The sequence below is a fragment of the Eximiradius proteiniborus genome (assembly GCF_058546985.1).
The window spans coordinates 2,248,655-2,269,166 of the sequence record NZ_CM178592.1; the positions used below are offsets into that span (position 1 = coordinate 2,248,655).

Consider the following 20,512-nt stretch of genomic DNA (forward strand, 5'->3'; position numbering starts at 1 on the left):
AATTAATTTACGAATTTTCTGTTTAAAATATTAATTCGAACTCTGCAAAATAAATTTTCCGTTAAGCCATTTGTCTGGTTCATACTCGTATCTGATAAAATAATAGCCATTTGGAAAACTTGTTAAATCAACCGTAATCAATCTATTGCTTGTGTTTTCAATGCGATATATTATTTTTCCTGTAATGTCTGCAATAAATAGTTCCTTAATATCTTGCCTGAGTTCTATATTCAATACTCCGTTGCACGGATTCGGATAATATTTCCATTTAACTTCAAAATCATCACTGATTGTATTCTTTTCATCAGATGGCATAACCGAGTTTATTACTTCATTGTTTGGATTAGCAACAATTAATGTGTCGCCGGTCAGAGCTGTCTTTACTATGCAAGGTGGCAGATAACTGAACTGATATATAGTTCGCAAAATTAACGAGTTCAGTAGTTGCACTGAGTAATTATCGGTTGTCGGCTCTAAGTGTTTTCCGCCAATACCGCTGTCATCAGTTAAAAATAAATATGTTCCATTGGTAAGTAGTGCAAATGCTCTCATTAAATATTCTGTGCTTTTGTCTATTCCGCTGCAGGTTAGTGGAACAATGCGTATTCCTTTTGCCGAAGCGAGTTTTACATACTTTTGAAGCCGTTTGATAACCTGAGGCTCGGAGTGGGGTGGAGCATCGAGCACAAGAAACAAAATTCTTGATGTTGCGTTCTCGCTCCAACTCAGATTTGTAATCGCTTCTTCCAGTGCATAATCTACTGCTTCCGGAAAATCTCCTCCTCCAATGGCTTCATTTGTTTTGATAAAATCTGCCAACTTAGTAATATCTTCCGTGAAATCAACAGACTTTACTAAATATTCATCTCCGAAATCACGATAGAATGACGACGAAATGCGTATCGATAGCTCCGGTATAGTGTCCTTTACTCGCTCAATTATGTCTGTCAGTTCCGCTTTCAAATATTCAATCTCATCTCCCATCGAACCAGTTGCATCAACCACAAAAGCAATATCAAGACTTCTGTTGTAATCGCAATTCTCATCGAGTTCAACAAAGTTTATTCCTTCATAAAATTTCTTTGGCTTTTCAATAAAATAACTGCGGTTTTTATAGTTTATTTCAACATTTAATTTTTTTTGATTTTCAAAATTATTAAACGAGTTTGCCCAGAGTTCTGCTTTGCCTGTATTATCTGTTCTTGATTGCCACAACACTTTCTCGCCGTCTTTGAGAGCAACTAAGGCATCTACTATCGGACTGTTAGTCGAAGTTTTTATCTGAACAGTAAACCTGTCAATCGGACTAAAACTCCAATTTTTTCTATATTCATACAAATCGCTTTCTGAAATATCATTCCACATTTTCCATTTTTTAAAGTCATTTATATCGCCAGCGGTTAGTTTCTTCGATGAAATATTATCCTGAGTAATGGAAGATGCAAATTCCGCCAAATCCATCGTTGCTTTTGGTTTCGCATAATCTGCTCCATCTTTTCTCGCTGCCAGTGCTCCGGTTCTGCCTTCGTACACTGCTGTTGTTCTGTAATATCCCTTTCCTCCGCTACTAACCTTGTATTCCTTGCTTAGTGTGATCAGATAATTTTCATTGTTGAATGCAAATACAGTGATTTCCTTTGTTCCGTATGATTTACTTTTGATTATGAGTGTTCCTGTGCTGTCGCTTGTTTCAAACGAGAAATATCCTTTTGCGTTTGTTTCACTTTTGATTGTTTGGTTAGAGCCTTTAAATTCGATTTTGGCTTTCGCTATTGGCTTATGATGGTCATTTATTACTCTTCCTTTGACATTATAACCTGCAAATAATGAACCAAAAGAGAGCAAAAATACAACCACGAAAATTCCGATATGTTTTTTCATATCTATTTCCTCTAATTGTTAAATTAATAACGTAGCATATTAATTATTAGTTACATAGAAAATTAATAATTTCTAAAACTTCTTTTTCATTCTTGTTAATTGATTATTATATTTGCTAAACAATAAATTGTATAGTTATATGATTTCATTAATTTCTGGAAAAATTTTAGAAAAGAAACCAACTTCCGTAATAATTGATTGCAACGGTATTGGCTATCTGTTGCTTGTCTCTGTTATTACATCTTCAAAACTTCCGGAGGTAGGGGATAGCGTCCGGCTTCTTACTGTATTAATCCCACGCGAAGACCAAATATTACTTTTTGGTTTCATAGATGAGAACGAAAGAGAACTATTCAAATCATTAATTAGCATTTCGGGCATTGGCCCGAAAACTGCTATCGGAATTTTATCTGCTGCAAGTCCTGCTGAATTAGCAAATTATATTCAAACTGAAAATATTCGCGCACTTCAAAAGTTGCCCGGTATTGGAAAAAAGTCTGCCGAGCGTCTTCTGATTGAACTAAAAGATAAAATTTCTAAGTTATCCATTACCGGCGAAGACTTGCTTGGCGAAAATGCTTTGCTCAAAAGCGAAACTGTCGCTGCTTTGTGTGCGTTAGGGTATAATCGTTCAGTTGCCGAAAAAGCTGTTAAAAAAGTCTATGATGAAAATGCCGGAAAAATTAACAACATTGAAACTTTGATTAAGCTTTCTCTTCAATTTGCGATGGAAATCAAATGATTCTGGTAATGCCACTGATAAAACTTGCCGAGGGTGTTGGGGCAATCAAAATTCAATGTTTGCCCGAATTCGATGAATATTTCTGTCGTATTTCCGAGGATCCACTGCTACTTGTTAAATTATGGCGAAAAGAAAATGCTAAGTGTGTTCATATTGTTGATACAGATTCTTTCGAACGAAACAATAATTATCTGAATTCCACTGCTGCCGTTTATATTGCTGAGTCGGTTGATATACCTATCGAATTTTCTTCTGAATTTTCCGATATTGAAGTATGCAGAGCGCTTCTAAATTCAGGTATTTACAGAATTGTGCTCAACGAGCTTACAATTGTCGATCCAATTAATGTACGTAAGTTGGTAGAAGAATTTACCCCGTCTCGCGTAGCTTTTCTCTGTCGACTAGTTCAGGGAATGGTCTATTTCCCTGTTTCAAACTTATATTACAATATCTCTGACTATTTAAAACTTATCAAGAGCTTCGGCGGCGACAGAATTATTTTTCACGATGAAACCTCTTTGTCAAAAAACGAAGATTATAGCTTCAATTTAATCGAACAAATTGGTAAAACCTTTGGAATTAAAATCACATTATACGAAGGTATTAGTAGTTCAAAATCATTAATTGAGTTAAAAAAACTAAACACCCAATACATTGATTCGACAATTCTTGGAATACCACTTTACCAAAACATTTTCCCTTGCCAGAATATTTGGCGGGAAGCCGAATCTCAAAAAATATCACTATTTTTAGAAGATTAACTACTGCTTTGTCCAAATCCGGGTGTTTAAATTAAGTTCCTCAACAATTGAAACTGTATCGTTTATTAATGAGAAAAATTCTTCTGTTTTCTTGTAATCATTGTTGGAACGAAAAACTGACGGTTCAAACAGTTTCTTCTTAAATGGCAAAGCTATATAAAGGCAACTATCTACAAGAGAAATAAAAAGATATTGAAATTTACCTTGTTTCAGTTTTAATATCCGCTCCATCATACTCGACGAAAGCAAATATCTCGCTTCAATTTGGTCTGAACCATATACTACAAATTCACGTTCAAAATCTGGATTTTCGAGTTCAATAAGTTTCCCTCTGCTAAAGTTCATCTTCTGGAAAAATTTTCCAAGCCCGCCAAATCTTTTCTGTGCAAAATCAGGAAATATAAAGTATTTCCCATTGAAGTCTTTGTGAAAATCTGCAATAAAAAATATCCCATCGAATATCGGTTGTTTTTTTCTTTTATCCTCACCCGAATCGACTATTTTCCAGGCATGAATCTCCGAAAATTTTATCTCGGTTTTATCAATCGTTCCCGAAACCAAATCATCTCCGTAATATTTGTTTATTCTGTCTCTGAAAATATCTGATTTAATAAATTGTTCAGGTGGAATATATTCTGTCGGTGAGTAATTCAAATTCTCATTTATGAACTTTACGATTTTCTCTATTACTATTTTTTTGAAGTTATAGATAAATTCTTGTATTGTTTTAGCATTTTTCTGAAAAAGCAGAATAATTGTCGAAATTGAAAAAACTATTGAAACAATAAGCGGAATATTGTATTCTTTTTCATTAAAATAATCGCCGTAAATTAATTTATTTACAAATAGACCAACCACAACTAATAAAACAATGATACTTATATAAATAAGAATGTTTTTGAAAATTTGCTTAATAGTTTGCTGCCGCTTATGTTCAAGCATATTCAAATCGATATGCAAAGTAGTATCGAAAAAATTCTTGAACTCTTCAATAGTTTTCATCTTACTATCCTTTAACTATTGAATAAGTTTTTTACATTTACATTTTGACGTTCTGTTTCGCTTGCTTCGAAGAATGGACGAGCTTTAAAACCCAGAATCATTGCGACTAAGTTCGTTGGAAACATTTGCACTGCGTTATTATAAGAATTAACTGCAGCATTGTATGCACGGCGTGCAGCAGAAATCTGTTCCTCGACTTCATTGAGTGCCGCCTGAAGTTGAAGAAAGTTCGTGTTTGCTTTCAAATCAGGATAATTTTCCACAGCAATATTTATTGCCCCCAATGCTCGGGATATTTTGTTGTCGAGTTCCACTCTTTCGCTGTCCGATATGTTCCCGCTGATAGCCCGCGAACGAAGTTCAGTAATCTCTGTTAGCAATCCTCGCTCGTGTTCCATATATTTCTGAACCGCAGCCACCAAATTGGGAATTAAGTCGTATCGCTTCTTTAAATATGCATCAATCCCTGAAAATGCATTGTTCACAGCATTTCGCTTCGCTATCAACGAGTTGAACAATATAACGACTAACAAAAGAACTGCTATTATGACTATTAATTCTACTGACATAACACACCTGCATTTTTGAGGATAATAATTAACTTGCTTAATTTAAATAAATAAAATATAAATAGCAATAAATAAATCTTGAAAAAATTAAAAATATTTTTATTTTTGGTATATTTATTGCATTATTATTTGAAATTTTAATTAGTTATTAGACCCTATGTTGGTTGGGGGGATAAAATGAGAAAAGTTTTTATTATTTCGTTGTTGTTTGTGCTTTCGGGTTCTCTTCTGCAAAGCCAGAATTTCTTGAAGATAGTTGATTATTCCTACTCTGATTATCCGTTGATGAAACTTCGTTTCTTTGCATATTCTGCGAATGGAGAATTAATTGTAAATCCTGATAGAAATAATTATTCTCTTTCTGATAACGGTGCCGTGTTGAATTTCTCTGGTATTAACTGCAATTTAGTTGATTTAAACAATAAAAACTCTCTCGTTCTCTCCCTCGATAAAGCCCTTTCTTTAGGCGACGCCAACCAACTTTATCTTAAACTTGCAAAAAGAATTTTTGATACATTAATTTTTTTGATGAGTGCAAAAGAAAATGAAATTGCTATCACTTCTTTCGACACCCGCAGCTATTTAAATCACGATTTCTCAAACAATTATGTTTCGCTTTCACGTGCAATTTCCGCAATTCCAAGCTCCTCAAGCTCTTCAATCAATAAAGGTCTCCAATACAATTTGCTCGGTTCGCTAAATATTGCAAAACTTGGTGGTTGGAAACGTTCAATAATTATTGCTACACAAGGAGTTGCCGATTTTCAGGCTGACTACATCGCACAAATTGCTAACCGTGATAGCATCTCAATCTTCTTTGTTTACTTTGGAGCAAAAGCACCTGCTGAAATAATTGAATTATGCAAATCCACTAATGGTATTTGCTTTGATAATATTAATAATCTTGATGATATTACTCCTCTTGTTAATTCTTTGTTCTATCTTGTTAGCGGTTCAGAACCTTGTAGTATTGATTTTATCGGTAATTATGACTGTTCGGAACATCATACTATTAGGCTTACAGATATTTCAAGTGGATATTTTGATGAATTTGAATTTGGTATTATTGATAAAGATAAACCAACCATTCAATCAAATCCACCGTATCTGAGCTACTCATCTGTTCCAATTGGTCAAACTCTTACACAGGATATTACTATTACTGCTGTTAATTCTGATATCGCCATAAATTCCACAAGAACGGAAAATCCATTGTTTTCAATAGTTGCTGGGGCAATCGCTAATCCATTTGTGCTTGCAAAGAACCAGTCTCACACTATTTCGATACGATATTCACCATTAGATTCAGCAATTGTTTTTACTCGATTAATTATTGAATCAAATGCTTGTATTGGCAACGAAGTCTTCATCACCGGTGGTTTCCCGAATCGTCCTCCAAAAGAAAAAACTATTGAAATAGTAAATCCTAAATGCGGAGAAACTCTTGTTGTCGGCGATACAGTTGATATTCGTTGGAATGGTTTGCTTCCGAAAGACATTATCCAACTCGAATATTCAATTGATGATGGCAAAAATTGGCACGCTCTTGCAAAAAATATAGAAAACCTAAGCTACCGCTGGGTTGTCCCGGATATGGAAACAAATAATTTGCTTATTCGTGCTGTTCAGCTCTGGCCTAATAACGTTGGCAGAACCTTGAATTTAGAACATAGAAATTCAGTTAATTCTGCTTTCTTCAATACTATTTGCGATAGGGTGGTTACTGCTTCCGACGATTCTACTGTGGTGGTTTGGAACTCCAACAATGGTGATAAAATTGCCACTTTTAATTTTTCTGACAAAGTTAATTACGCCGTTTTTGATAAAACGGGGAATTATATTCTTGTTGCTGTAAAAGATGGATATGTTTACAAATATAATCTCTCAAATTTAAAATTGGAGGGAATGTATTATCATAATATTAATACCGAAGTGCTTAATGTTCAGGTTTGCCCGCATAATCAACGCTTTGTTTCAACTACAAAAGATGGTAGCTTTTATATTTGGAATTTAAATGGCAGCTTAATCAAAAAAATTGTCTATAACGGTGATGATTACGCTCTCTATGCTACTTTTGATGCTGCTGGTAGTATGATTATGGTGAATACTCAATCTGGGAGAACTAAGTTTTATAATATTGATGGAAATGAAATTTACTCTATTGATACTAAACTAACAGGGCAAACTATTTCTTATTCCAGAAATGGCGCTATCAACTCCAATAACACATTGATTGCTGCAGTTAATGACCCTGATAATTCTGCCGTTATCTATAATTTTAATGATAAAACCTTAAAATATAAAATTCAACACAAATCTGATGATACTACGAGAGTCTTCATCAATTATCTATCATTCTTTTATAATCCTGACGATAACACTGAATATCTGCTTTCTGCTGGAACTGATAATACTGTCCGTCGCTGGATAGCCCGCGATGGCTCAATTCCAAAAGGATTAGATGGCAAGGATACTCTTCACATTTTCCGCGAACATACTAAACCCGTAATGACAAGTGTTTTCAACTTTGATGGCTCGCGTCTCCTTACTGCCAGTTGGGATTCTACTGCCAAAATCTGGAACTTAAATCAACGTGACCTGCAAATGGATACAGTTGATTGTATGCTCTCAATTGGTAAAGCGAAAATAGAAACTATCAGCGTTGATTTTGGCGATGTATATCTCAACGACGTTTCTGTCCGAACTCAAGGCTTTATCAAGAATTTGAAGAACTTTAAATTCCAAATCAAAGAACTTAGCTTCTATGGTCCTGATTTAAGCGAATTCCAAATAATCAATAAGTTCAATACTCCTTTTATTCTGAAAGAAAATGAATTGCTGAATATTTCTATTAGGTTTGAACCTAAAACGCCGGGCGATAAAAGGATTTATGCAAAAATTGTTATTCCCGGCGATACAATTTATGCTGAAATCAAAGGTCGCGGCATCGGCTACGGTTTAACTTCTTTGGGCGATATTGTCGATTTCGGCACTCTTGATATTAATGATTATCGCGATACTACGCTTGTCGGATTTATCCGTAATATCTCCCAAAGTAATATTACAATCGATAGCATTTACTTCGCAGGTCCAACTGATAAATATTTCAAACTTCTCTCTTTCCCTGAAACTCCTTTTGTCCTCACTTCCAACCAGTCTATCGATTTGAACTTAAGGTTTATTCCATATCATTTGGGTAGAAGTAATGGAGTGATCGCTATCAAGCATAGCGGTTCCCAGGTTCCTCTGTTCATCAACTTATTTGGAAATGCAACCGGTGTTCTGTTTGATAGTCTTCAAATCGAAGTAGGTAATATTACAGGGGCAAGCGGTAAAATAGTTGAATTACCTATCAAAATCACTAACCTTTCAGAAAATAAGCTCCTCAAACTTAATAATATTAAAGCAAGCTTATCTTTCAACTCTACTATGCTCGCTCCGATTGGCACTTTTGCTGATGATGTAATAGACTTATATAATAGAACTATTACGTTTGTAATGCCATTCGATGGTCGCCTGTCTGAAAATCATTTCTCAATTAAATTTCACGTTGGAACAGGCAATGATACGGTAACCGCTCTGAAGCTGTTCAATGTATATCCACTTGAAGATATTAAAGTTAAATTTCTAACCACTGATGGCTCTTTCAAATTAACAGGTTATTGCAATCAAGGTGGTCCGCGACTTTTCGACCCGGTTTCCGGTAATTTTAGCTTAGCTCAAAATCGACCTAATCCTTTTACTGTATCGACGACAATCGATTTTGAATTGCTCGAACAAGGTTTTTCCAGCCTGAAAATTTACGACCTTACCGGGCAATTGATAAAAGTCGTTTTCGAAGAATACAGAAAACAAGGGAAATATTCAGTTATTTTGAATGCTGTCGATATTGCACCAGGTTTGTATTATTACGTATTAGAAACACCAACTCAGAAATATATCAGAAATATGAGAGTGTTAAAATAATTCACTGGGGCAACTATAATAGTTGCCCTTTTTTTTATTTAATAGCAACAGTTCTCGTGCAATTATTCATCTGTCTCCAAACTTTCATCTCATCTTGAAATATATGTAATTGAGTATATTAAATATTAAAAAAATCTATAAATAAAAAAGGCTACTCGAAAGTAGCCTTTATTTAAAAATTATTAAGTAAAATTTACATTACTTGCTTTACAATAGCTGCAAAAACTTCTGGTTTATTCGTTGCATAATAAGCCAAAACTTTGCGATTGATTACTACACCTTTTTCTTTTAGTGCGTGTATCAATCTTGAATATGTAGTGCCATTTAATCGGGCCGCTGCATTGATACGAACAATCCACAAACTGCGGTATTCGCGTTTCTTTAATTTTCTTCCCACGTATGCGTGGAGCAACCCTTTTTCAATGTGGTTCTTCGCTATTGTCCAGACATTTTTGCGACGCCCCCAGTAACCTTTGGCGAGCTTTAACATTTTTTTACGTCTGGCACGCGAAGCTACTTTGTTGACTGACCTTGGCATAATAAAAACCCTTAATAATTAAACAAACATTAACGGACTTAGGGAGAGCTTCGATACCCCATTCGTCCAAAAAAATTAAAGCGCAAGCAAACGTTTTACTCTTGGCTCATCCACTGCCGAAATTAACGTAGTCGTGCGAAGCAATCTCTTGCGTTTTGGAGATTTCTTCGTAAGAATATGGCTGTGATAAGCTCTCTTACGTTTAATCTTGCCGCTTCCTGTGATTTCAAAGCGTTTCTTTGCCGAACCGCTTGCTTTCATTTTTGGCATAATAATCACCCGTAAGCTTTGATAAAAATCGAACTACAAAATTACAATTAATTCTATTATAAAAAAAGAAAATTATTGATTTATTATTATCCGCGGCACTCGCTTCGTAATTAAAGTTGTTACTTCATACGTGATTGTTCCTGCTAATTCAGCAATTTCATAAACTGATATCTCTTCGTTTCCTTGCCTTCCGATTATCACGACTTCGTCTAATGGTTCTACTTCACTGTTCCCTATATCGAACATACATTCGTCCATACAAATTGTACCAATTTGATTGTATCTTTTTCCTTTTATCAAACACTGCATCTTGTTGCTTAGATTTCTCAGAAGTCCATCGCCATATCCAATTGGCACAACTGCAACATTTGTATCTTTTTCAGCAATATATTTGAGTGAATAACCTACAGTTTCACCTTTTTTTACCGGTTTAATTAACTGCACCCGCGATTTCAAGCTAAGAACTGGCTTCAAATCCATCTTCTCTGCAAGCTCCTCGGTGCTCATCAATCCGTGCAGCGAAATGCCCGGTCTTACAAGATTGCACGCTTTGCAGGGAATATTGACAAGTCCTGCACTATTCGATAGATGTTTGTATTTAAATTTATATCCTTTGCTTTCAATGTATTCAACAGTTCGGTTGAATATTTCCATCTGTTCCAAAGCAAATTCTAAGTCATCACTATCAGCAGTGGATAAATGCGAGCAAATCCCAATGATTTCCACATTCTCCAGTTTATCTGCATTTTCGATAAATTTTGCTGCTTCTTCTGGTGAAACTCCATCGCGATGCATCCCCGTATCTACAAACAAATGGGCATAGACAACCTTGTTCTGTGCCTTAGCTTTCTCAGAAAATAATCGGGCAATTTCGAAACTAGAAAAAGTTGTTTCTATATTGAATTCCAAATATTTCTCGATTTCATCTTCCTGAGCTGAAACAAGCACAATCATTTTCCCGCGGTCGCCCAATTGCCGCACCTCGATTGCCTCTTCGACAAACGCAAATCCGAGATATTCAACTCCTTCTTCGCGCAAAACTTTAGCATAATGCTCTATTCCGTGTCCGTAAGCATTTGATTTCACCATTGCTACTATTGATGAATTCGGCGCGAATTTTTTTATCTGGGAAATATTATGGCGAAGGTTGCTCTCGTTTAACTCCGCAACTGTATATCTCATTTATTTCCTCTTTATGCTCGTTTTATTTTATTATTTTAGATATTTCTCTAAATTTTGGATGTTTGGAAGTGTTCGTGATTTCCATTAACACCGACTCATATGTACCTGGAAAAGCACCTTCTCTCAACATCCTCTTCAAACCATACTTTTTATCAGACAGCTTCCTCGACGAGACGCAATCTGCGACAACAAACGGATTAAAGTCATTTGCTATCAAATCTCTTACCGTTTGCATAACGCAAATATGAGCCTCTATTCCTGTTATTATTACGTTTTTTCTTCTCGATTGGCGAAGAGTGTCCAATACTTCGTCGCAACCTAAACAGCTAAAAGTATCCTTTTCAATGGGTTTGTAATCATCACCAAGCACATCAATCAATCTATCCGCCGTTCTCCCAAGCCCTTTAGGATATTGCTCGGTAACGATTATCGGCACTTCTAATAGCTTTAAGCCACTAATCAATCTTTCATTATTATTTATTAATTCTTCATTTTGATATATATAAGGCAACAATTTCGATTGAATATCGATTATCAATGCGATTGAATTATCAGGTGTGAGAACCATTTTTATTCTTCTGTTTCTTTCACAAAAGTTTCTAACGCTTCGTCCACTGTATCGTAGAACTCAAACAACTCATCAATTCGTGTGATGTTCATCAAACTACGAACAAAATCTTTTACACCAGTCAAAATGACAGGTATTGAGTAATCTTTCAGTTGTCTGTGAGCGAGCAGCAATGCCCCAAGACCCGAACTATCTATTGCTTCTACCGGTGATAAATCGATTATTAATGCTTCAATATCTGGTTGTGCCACTATCAAAAGCTTCGCTTTCAGCTGAGCTGCCACCTGCCCGTCTACATTAGAATTTTTCAAACGGAATATCACAATATTATTCTGGTTTTCTAACGTAAAGTTCATTTTATTCCCTACTATTTTTTATATTTAATCTTATTCATATTTTTATTAATTTGTTTAAATATCAATTCATTAATATATGAAATTATTTGAAAAAAACAATATTTTAATCGCAAGATTTAGTTCCATAGGTGATGTGGTTCTTACCACTCCTCTTCTTCGTGCTATCAAAGAGCAAGTCCCTGATTCTAAAATCACTTACATTACTACTAAACCTATGGCTTGCCTTCTCGAAGGAAACCCATTCATTGATAAATTGTTCCTGTTCGATAAATCTGACTCGAATCGTCAAATTCAAATTCTGAAAAGGGATATTCTCCGGGCTAACAACTCTCAAAAGTATAGCATTGCTATCGATTTGCAAAACAACCTTCGCAGCAAAATAATGCTTTCTGGACTTTATGAAAATAAAATAAGCTACAATAAATACAGGCTTTATAAACTTTCGCTTGTTCATCTTAAATGGCTTATTCGCAAACCTAAGCACGTTGTCGATAGATACTTCGAGGCTCTCGCTCATCTTAACGTTTACAATAAAAATTACAAAACCGAAATTTTTGTTTATAATAAAGAAGCAAGAAAGCATAAGAACGAAAAATTAATTTTCGGTATTGCTCACGGAGCCCAACACTTCACAAAACAATGGCTTCCCGAATACTTTGCCGAACTAATGAGACTAATCTCATCACAATATCAGGCTCAATTCTACTTGTTTGGCAACAAAAACGAAATTGATAATTCAAATATCATCACAAACTTGTTTAATGTTAATGTTGAAAATTTCACCGGGAAGCTCTCACTTTCCGATACTATCAATAAAATAAGCGAATGCGGCTATTTTATTTCCAATGATACCGGACTAATGCATATTGCCTCAGCTTTGCAAAAGCCAATTGTTGCAATTTTCGGCTCCACTGTTCCTGAACTTGGCTTTACTCCCTATGGTGTCAAAAATATTATATCCCAGGTTAGTTTGAATTGCCGCCCCTGTAGCCATATCGGACGCTCCAACTGTCCCAAAAAACATTTCAACTGTATGAAAAAAATCACTCCACACCAGGTATTCAGTGATTTACAAAATTTGATAAGCATTCAATAATAATATTTTAGAACGTACAAATTGAATAAAATATATTAATATATAAAACGTAAATTATTTGTTTGTAGAATATTCGCCATTTTGTTATTTTTGTTATAAATAATTGGTAATTATGAAAATAGTTACAACTTTTTTGTATTATTGAGAAATTCAAAAATGCGTTCAATACCAATAAATCGGCAATTTTTGCTTTTTCTGCTACTCGTATCGCTTAGTTCGTGTTTCCGATATGATAATTTTACCGCATACTTCAATACATACTACAATGCTAATCGCCTGCTTAAAGAAGCCGAAGAAGAGTTCGAATACCAGGAAGAAAAAAAACGTGTGCTGCCTCGTGTTCTGATTCCCGTCCAGCCTGTGAGTATTGAGATTCCACGTCGAAGCGGTATGCCCGATTTTTTGCAGGAATTCATCATTAATAGATTTAAACGCCAACCCGTCAACGCTAAGCTTGATTCAATCATTATCAAAGGTTCTAAAATCTTAGCATACAAGCCGAAAAGCGATTATGTCGAAGATGTGCTTTACTTGATGGCAAAAACTTATTTTTACCGTGAAGAGTGGCTGCCCTCGCAAGTAAAATGCAGTGAGCTTATCGATAAATTCCCTGATGGCAAGCTGTCTCCCGATGCACATTTATTGCTCGCTTTAAACCTATTAGTTCAGCAGAAATTTTACGCCGGCAGAATAATTCTCTCCCGCACAGTTGATATTGCCTGGCAGAAAAAACGTTACGACATCCTTTCTGATGCTTTCAGAATTGAAGCCGAACTTGCTCTTTACGAAAACGATTTGCCCTCGGCTCTTAAACCATATTTGCAGGCAGTTGCTCAATCAGATGACGAAGAAATGAAAGCCCGCTGGCAGCTTGAACTTGCCTCACTTCTTTTCCGTATGGGAATGTTCGAACGTGCAGAAGTTGAATTTGCTAATGTCCTGAAATATAAACCCGATTACTTGGGCATTTTCGAAGCCCATCTGTACAGAGCTGCCTCGCTTATCCGACTTGGGAAAACCGACGAAGCCGAAAAAATTCTCAACCGTCTCGATAACGATGGAAAATTCAGCGAATGGCGTGTTTATGTTCATACTCAAAGAATGCAAATTGCCCGTTATCATAACGACGAAGAAAAAATTGCTCAGTTTGAACGCACTGCCGATTCTTTGTATAACGTCAATCCTGTTACTTCTGCCTTTGCTTATGAACGTGGTATTGATCTCTATTTGAAAAATGATTATTCAAAAGCTCGAATGTATTTCGCCCGCGGTCGTGCTTCAGGGAATGTTCAGAATAATTTCTCAGATCAAATGTATCAACTCCTTAATGCGTGGGATTCCTATCAGACAAAAACAAGAGACGCACTCGCAAGATTGCAACGCGGCGAGTCACTTCAGGACACTTCACGCAAAATCTTAGCTAATGATTTATTCGAACTGGGGCGTGTTCACTCCCGACTTAGAAACATTGATAGCTCTCTCTATTACTATAATATCGCCATGACTGCTTCTCCAGAAAGCGATACTACTTCGGCACGTTATCTTTATGTTGTCTCATACCATCTGAGAGCTTCTGATTTGAGAACTTCTGATTCTCTGCTTGAAGTGATTGTTGAAAAATATCCCAAAACTGAATACGGCAGAGAAGCTATGAAAATTTTAGGCTATACAAAAGCCTTCGTTCAAGACACTGTCGAGGAAATTTATTCTTCTGGTAGAGATTTGATGAAATTCGGAGATTATAATTTTGCAATTAAGCAATTTCAAAGAGTTTATCTAAATTATCCAAATTCGGTTTTAGCTCCAAGAGCATTATATAATATTGGCTGGATATTTGAACGTTTCAAATCTTTGCCCGATAGTGCTTTAACTTATTATTCCCTGTTAATTGAAAAGTATCCGAATTCAGATTATGCAAAAGATGTCAAACTTAGCGTTGAATACCTTCTCGCTGTTCGCAGTGGGGAGCCAATTCCCGAACACCTTCGCGATCGGGAAAAAACCGTTTTCGAGAAAAAAGATATTCAGCTCCACGACCCGAATTTCAACCCAAATTTGCCTAAACAAGATAATGTAAAAGACTTGCTTAAACCCGAAAATTTACTGAAAAAAGCTGTTGAAACAATTATCGAGCAACCATCAGAAGAATTTCAGAAATTGAAAAATCTTAAACCGGAAGAACTTGTTCCTCTCCAAAAAAATGAAACTGTGCCAGATAGCACAAAAATTAATCCTGATGTGAAAAAAGAAAAGAAATAGTTATGGCAAAATCCGAAAAGAAAAGAGAATCACTAAAAGCAAAAGTCGAACGTTTAGAAAAACAACTTTCCTGGTATAAATCCTTTTTCGATAATGCCTCAGATGCTGTTTTCATCGTTCAACCAGAAACCTGGTGCATCCTTGATGCGAATGAGTATGCAGCATCTCTTTTGGGCACTTCCCGCGATGAACTTATTGGTTCAACATTACCCCAATTTCGCCGTATTTTTAAATTGTTGCAGAAATCAAGTTCTCCAATGGTTCTTAGCGAACTATCTTTGGAAACTAATAATGACGAAAGCCTTATGGTTGAAGTAAGTGCTCGCTTTGTCCAATATGACGGAAAAAATTTAATTCAGGCAATTGCCAGAGATGTTAGCGAGCAACACGCTCTCACCGATAAGCTGGTCCAGGCTGATAAACTTGTTCTTTTGGGGCAACTCTCCGCTGGTGTTGCTCACGAAATAAGAAATCCACTCGCAGCTGTTAATTTAAACCTGCAAATTCTTAAACGCAATATTTCCGAGAATGCTCCGGAATTTGATTATATTAATACCGCATTGCAAGGAGTAGAACGCATTTCTCGAATTGTCGAAGTTACTTTGAATTTCTCTCGTCCTACAATTCCAGATGTCAAAGAAGTTAATTTAAATTCTCTTGTCCCGACTACTCTTGAATTAGTTGCCTCTGTGCTGAAACGAAAAGAAATCACAGTTGAATTGCAACTTCAGGATAATTTGCCTCTTGTTGCTGCCGACGAGAAGCAATTACAGCAAGTTTTCGTCAATCTCATTACAAACTCTGCCGACGCAATTAAAACAAAAGGCAATATTATTATTAAAACTTATGTAGAATCCGGTATAAAACATAACGAAGGCGAGATGGTAGTTGTCTCCATTACCGATAATGGCGTCGGTATTACTCCCGAAGATTTATCCAAAATATTCAATCCGTTCTTTACTCGTAAACCTGATGGAACAGGTCTCGGACTGCCTATTACTCAAAGAATATTGCACCAACACGGTGGTGTTATAGATGTCGAAAGCAAAGTTGGTGTCGGTACTACTTTTTATGTTAAATTACCTGTTCCAAAACAATTTGAATGATATTTGTAAAAATAAATAAGGGTTAAGAATGTCCAAAAATAATTACACAATAGTAGTAATAGAGGACGATCCATTAGTCAATCAAACTGTCAAAGGTATTCTTTCCAGTAAGTACTCAAAAGTAGTTACCTTTACAGATGCAAATCAGGCGCTTGACGAACTTCATATGATCTCGCCCGATCTAATTCTTCTCGATATCTTCTTAGGGCATGCAAACGGGCTTGATATTTTGGAGCAACTTCGAAAGCAGGGATACTCTATGCCGGTTATCATTATGACTGCCTTCTCCGATATTAAAATGGCGGTCCGTGCAATGAGACTCGGGGCAGAAGATTTTATTGTTAAACCTCTCGACCTCGAACAACTCGAAGTTTCCGTCGAACGTGCTTTGAAAAACTTTGATCTGCGCCGTCAAGTCGATATCTTATCCGAACAACTGAAAAAAGATCAACCAAGCGAGATTTTAGGTTCGTCCGAGGCAATGCTGAAAGCTATCGAAATGGCTAAAATTGTCGCTCGTGCCGATGATACCACAGTACTTATACTTGGTGAATCAGGTACCGGTAAAGAATTGATGGCTCGCTTTATTCACGAAAATTCTCCGCGTGCCAAAGGTCCTTTTGTTACTATTAATTGCGGAGCAATCCCCAGAGAACTTGCAGAAAATGAACTCTTTGGCTATGAACGTGGTGCTTTCACCGGTGCAACAGAAAAAGTCAAGCAAGGCAAATTCGAACAGGCTCACCACGGCACAATTCTGCTGGATGAAATTGCCGAACTAAGTTTGGAACTTCAAGTAAAATTACTCCGTGTTTTGCAGGAAAGGCAATACTACCGTCTTGGCGGTTCAAAAGAAATCTCTGTTGATGTGCGCGTTATAGCCTCTACTAACAAAGATTTAGAAAAGTTGGTCGAAGAAGGCTCTTTCCGCGAAGACCTCTATTACCGTTTGAATGTTGCTCGTATTCTTTTGCCACCGCTTCGTGAACGCGGTGGTGATATCCTGAAAATTGCAACCGCTTTCGTTAATGAATTCAATCTGAAATTCGGTAAAAATATCAAAGGGTTTTCTCCCGAAGCCGTAGAAGCTATCAATAATTATCATTGGAAAGGAAATGTAAGAGAACTTCGGAACGTTATTGAACGTGTCGTTCTTCTCGAATCTAATGATTTAATTACTAAAGAATCTCTAAGCTTCCTCAAGTCCACTACGACAAGCGTGCAAATACCGGGAAAACAAACAATCGAGCTTGCCGAAGGACAGCACTTCCTCCAAATTTCAAAATCTGGTGCACCTATGGGAAATGTTGTCCGTGATTTGATTATCCAGACATTGAAAATCACTAACGGCAACCAGATTAAAGCTGCTAAAATTTTAGGCATTTCCCGTGCCAAATTGCGTTATAGAATTGAGCAATTAGGAATTAATATTACTGGAAAAAATATTGAGTAAAAATAAAATAATTTTGCTTGATATTTATCTATAATAAAATTATTTTAACTATATTAAATTATACAAAATTAATTTTTGTAATTCTATGGATAAAGCACGCTTAATAAAAGAGCTTAACGAAGGGAACGAAACATCTTTACTTATAGAAACCATTATTTCTATTGCCCAGACAAATGATTTCGACGAAGATGTTGTAAAATCTCTTTGTGAATTAATCACTCATGATGATAGCGGCGTTCGTGATGTCGCTGTTCGAGCTTTGTGTGATTTGAAAGGAGATTTGGCACGCCTTGCAGCTGAAATTATTGCTCCGCATATTCTAAGTCATAATATCGAGCTTCGTAATACTGCTGGCGATATTCTGGCTCACCTTGGTGAACCCTCTGCCGAATTTCTTCTGAACTATCTGGACAATCCTGACCCTGATGTCAGAAAATTTGCGTGCGATTTGTTCGGGCTTATTAACACTCGCCACCTTGCTCATAGAATTCATCCTTTGCTCGACGATCCAGATGAAAATGTTGTTCAGGCAGCTATTGAAACACTCGGGAATTATCAGGATGAAGCCATTATTGAAAAATTAGTTAAAATTTACAACACCAAAGAAGAACAAAAACCAAATGTTATCGAAGCCCTTGGCAAAATTGGCTCACGAAAAGCTATTGATTTCCTTATATTTGCTTTAACAGACGAAAAAGACGATTTTCTTAAAACTGAAATTATCGATGCCTTATCCATAAATTGCGATGATATTGAAGTAGCTCGCCAACTTTTTTCAAAAATAGAAGAAGTTAGCGAAACAATTCAGATTATTATCCTAAAAACTGTTGCAGCTATATCATTTAGGTTAGGTGAAGAATTTACTCTGCCCGATAATTTACGATACCTTGCCTACAAAGCCCTATTCGACGACGATGATGATATTCGTGCCGCTGGTCTTATTTCCTTAGGAAATGTGTTTGTAAAAGACGATTTCCCATCATTAATGAATGAAATTTTCAAAGGCAATAGCGATACTCAAAGCTTTGTTTTAGAAAAGTTGTTGAAATGTAACTCACCCGAAATTATTAAAGATTTTTTCAAATCTTTTTATAATGAAATTATTAATCGGTCAATGATTGGTTGCGATATAGATTTTCTTTCATTGCTTACTTATCTTTGGGATGAAACTCCGGATAATAACAAATATGCAGTAATCGATGTTATTTCTGATAATCTGATTGTTTGCAAATCAATCGAGTGTGCCTCTGCTCTCGAATTAATATTTAAACTTGATTATCAGAAATCAATTGAAAAAATTAAACAATTGTATGTTATCTCAGACGACAATAATAAAGAGTATATTGAAGAATTGTTCAATAATGCAGGAATCGACATAAGTTTAATTCATCATTAGAATTTTTTGTTTTTTTATTATGAATTGTTTATTAAGTTATAATACATTATTAATGAGTTTAGTAAATGGCAGCTCGATTATTTCAATTTGGGGCTGGCAAGCCAACAGAAGAAAGTAAAGAAGTAAAAAAAATAGTGCCGGTGAAAATGGAACTAAGTGATAATACTTTTAATGAGTTAAGAAATTTTATATACGATCAGTGTGGAATTTACTATACTGACAATAAAAAGTATTTGCTCGAAGGAAGAATTGCAAAACGTATTTCCAATAATAAACTTTCTTCGTTCGAAGAATATTTGAATTTCCTTCGCTCTCCGATGGGAAGAAACGAACTGAATGAACTTTTCGATGCTATTACTATCAACGAGACTTATTTTTTCCGTGCTCCCCAGCAGTTCGAAGCTTTTGAAACCCATATTGTCCCGGAAATCCTTTCTACCCGCCAAAATTTATTCAACCCTGTATTTCGTATTTGGAGCGCAGCCTCTTCAACCGGCGAAGAAGCCTACACCCTGGCTATGATTGTTGCTGAAAAGCTAAAACCAATGTATCCTCGCGTGCAATTCCAGATTCTTGCAAGTGATATTAATAAATCTGTATTGGAACAAGCTCAACAAGGCGTTTATAAAGAATATTCTATCAGAAATGTTCCACCACATCTGCTAAAAAAATATTTCACTCAGCATGGCACAAACTATGTCCTAAGCGATGAAATAAAACAGATGGTTAAATTTATGAGTATTAATCTCTATGATGCCCAGCAAATGCGTACTGTTACTAATTGCGATGTTATATTTTGCTGTAATGTGTTGATTTATTTTGATATGCCATCTAAACAGCAGGTGGTTACTCATCTTTATAATTCTCTTAACAAAGGTGGATACTTGTTCATTGGTTACTCCGAATCTTTGCACGGTATCTCAAAGGCATTTAAATTGGTTCATTTCCCTAAAGCTATGGCTTATCAAAAAGAATAATTTTGAATTAATTCGGGTTTGAAGATGGCAAAAACAATATTAATAGCCGAAGATTCACCATCAGTTCGCAAGTTTATTACGCTTGCACTCAAAATTAAAGGCTATCGCGTGCTTTCTGCCCAGGACGGTATGGAAGCCCTCGAAATTCTTCCAAAAGAAAAAATAGATTTGCTGATTACTGATTTAAATATGCCTAATATTGATGGATTTAAACTTATTCGCTCCATACGTCAAAATCCGGAATATAAAGATATTCCTATTATTATTCTCTCTTCTCTTGCAAAAGATGAAGATGTTAATGCTGGGCTGGCTGCCGGTGCAAATTCATATTTAATCAAACCTTTCAATACAAAACGAATTCAATATGAAGTTGCAAAATATATTGGATAA

Annotated in this window: 18 protein-coding genes; 10 read left to right on the forward strand and 8 right to left on the reverse strand. The window is 35.9% G+C overall.

Annotation, left to right across the window (positions count from 1 at the left end; genetic code table 11):
* Nucleotides 1–30 precede the first annotated feature (30 nt).
* Complete coding sequence (locus ACY2LT_RS09265) at nt 31–1,881, reverse strand: T9SS type A sorting domain-containing protein (protein ID WP_491815316.1); 1,851 nt, start codon at nt 1,879–1,881, stop codon at nt 31–33.
* A gap of 139 nt (nt 1,882–2,020) precedes the next feature.
* Here ACY2LT_RS09265 and ruvA point away from each other — a divergent pair, with 139 nt between their 5' ends.
* Nucleotides 2,021–2,623: a Holliday junction branch migration protein RuvA gene (ruvA, locus tag ACY2LT_RS09270; protein WP_491815317.1), complete on the forward strand. Its 603-nt coding sequence runs from the start codon at nt 2,021–2,023 to the stop codon at nt 2,621–2,623.
* On the forward strand, nt 2,620–3,384 hold the full coding sequence (locus ACY2LT_RS09275; protein WP_491815318.1) for a HisA/HisF-related TIM barrel protein: 765 nt from the start codon (nt 2,620–2,622) through the stop codon (nt 3,382–3,384). Before ruvA ends, ACY2LT_RS09275 begins: the two co-directional genes overlap by 4 nt.
* Here the strand turns inward: ACY2LT_RS09275 and ACY2LT_RS09280 are convergent, their stop codons facing one another.
* A complete protein-coding gene (locus tag ACY2LT_RS09280) occupies nt 3,385–4,386 on the reverse strand; it encodes a DUF3137 domain-containing protein (protein WP_491815319.1) in 1,002 nt (333 codons plus the stop codon). It abuts the gene before it with no gap.
* A gap of 11 nt (nt 4,387–4,397) precedes the next feature.
* Nucleotides 4,398–4,955, reverse strand: a complete 558-nt coding sequence (locus ACY2LT_RS09285) for a LemA family protein (RefSeq protein ID WP_491815320.1) — start codon at nt 4,953–4,955, stop codon at nt 4,398–4,400.
* A 177-nt stretch (nt 4,956–5,132) separates the two neighbouring features.
* On the opposite strand from ACY2LT_RS09285, the gene ACY2LT_RS09290 reads away from it, so the two are divergent.
* The gene (locus ACY2LT_RS09290) at nt 5,133–8,921 is read left to right on the forward strand and encodes a T9SS type A sorting domain-containing protein (protein ID WP_491815322.1); all 3,789 of its coding nucleotides are present in this window, start codon (nt 5,133–5,135) and stop codon (nt 8,919–8,921) included.
* A 193-nt stretch (nt 8,922–9,114) separates the two neighbouring features.
* On the opposite strand, the gene rplT is transcribed toward ACY2LT_RS09290, so the two are convergent.
* The 5 genes from rplT to ACY2LT_RS09315 form a co-directional block, all read right to left on the reverse strand.
* Entirely contained in the window at nt 9,115–9,459 is a 345-nt protein-coding gene (gene rplT, locus ACY2LT_RS09295) for a 50S ribosomal protein L20 (RefSeq protein WP_491815324.1), read from the reverse strand.
* Between the two features lie 75 nt (nt 9,460–9,534).
* Nucleotides 9,535–9,729, reverse strand: a complete 195-nt coding sequence (gene rpmI / locus ACY2LT_RS09300) for a 50S ribosomal protein L35 (RefSeq protein WP_491815325.1) — start codon at nt 9,727–9,729, stop codon at nt 9,535–9,537.
* A 72-nt stretch (nt 9,730–9,801) separates the two neighbouring features.
* On the reverse strand, nt 9,802–10,911 hold the full coding sequence (gene alr, locus ACY2LT_RS09305) for an alanine racemase (protein WP_491815326.1): 1,110 nt from the start codon (nt 10,909–10,911) through the stop codon (nt 9,802–9,804).
* 22 nt (nt 10,912–10,933) lie between these two features.
* On the reverse strand, nt 10,934–11,479 hold the full coding sequence (locus tag ACY2LT_RS09310) for a hydrolase (protein WP_491815327.1): 546 nt from the start codon (nt 11,477–11,479) through the stop codon (nt 10,934–10,936).
* Between the two features lie 2 nt (nt 11,480–11,481).
* A complete protein-coding gene (locus ACY2LT_RS09315; protein WP_491815329.1) occupies nt 11,482–11,835 on the reverse strand; it encodes an STAS domain-containing protein in 354 nt (117 codons plus the stop codon).
* 76 nt (nt 11,836–11,911) lie between these two features.
* Between ACY2LT_RS09315 and ACY2LT_RS09320 the strand changes: the two genes are divergently transcribed.
* The 7 genes from ACY2LT_RS09320 (at nt 11,912) to ACY2LT_RS09350 (ending at nt 20,512) form a co-directional block, all read left to right on the forward strand.
* Nucleotides 11,912–12,931 carry a glycosyltransferase family 9 protein gene (locus tag ACY2LT_RS09320; RefSeq protein ID WP_491815330.1) on the forward strand — a complete coding sequence of 340 codons (1,020 nt, stop codon included), beginning with the start codon at nt 11,912–11,914 and terminating at the stop codon, nt 12,929–12,931.
* A gap of 156 nt (nt 12,932–13,087) precedes the next feature.
* Nucleotides 13,088–15,190: a tetratricopeptide repeat protein gene (locus ACY2LT_RS09325; RefSeq protein ID WP_491815332.1), complete on the forward strand. Its 2,103-nt coding sequence runs from the start codon at nt 13,088–13,090 to the stop codon at nt 15,188–15,190.
* Between the two features lie 2 nt (nt 15,191–15,192).
* Nucleotides 15,193–16,296: a two-component system sensor histidine kinase NtrB gene (locus ACY2LT_RS09330; RefSeq protein WP_491815333.1), complete on the forward strand. Its 1,104-nt coding sequence runs from the start codon at nt 15,193–15,195 to the stop codon at nt 16,294–16,296.
* A gap of 28 nt (nt 16,297–16,324) precedes the next feature.
* Nucleotides 16,325–17,749: a sigma-54-dependent transcriptional regulator gene (locus ACY2LT_RS09335; RefSeq protein ID WP_491815335.1), complete on the forward strand. Its 1,425-nt coding sequence runs from the start codon at nt 16,325–16,327 to the stop codon at nt 17,747–17,749.
* Nucleotides 17,750–17,834: 85 nt separating this feature from the next.
* Complete coding sequence (locus tag ACY2LT_RS09340; RefSeq protein ID WP_491815337.1) at nt 17,835–19,145, forward strand: HEAT repeat domain-containing protein; 1,311 nt, start codon at nt 17,835–17,837, stop codon at nt 19,143–19,145.
* 65 nt (nt 19,146–19,210) lie between these two features.
* Nucleotides 19,211–20,122 (forward strand): CheR family methyltransferase, encoded by a 912-nt coding sequence (locus ACY2LT_RS09345; RefSeq protein WP_491815339.1) that lies wholly within the window; start codon nt 19,211–19,213, stop codon nt 20,120–20,122.
* A gap of 24 nt (nt 20,123–20,146) precedes the next feature.
* On the forward strand, nt 20,147–20,512 hold the full coding sequence (locus tag ACY2LT_RS09350; protein WP_491815341.1) for a response regulator: 366 nt from the start codon (nt 20,147–20,149) through the stop codon (nt 20,510–20,512).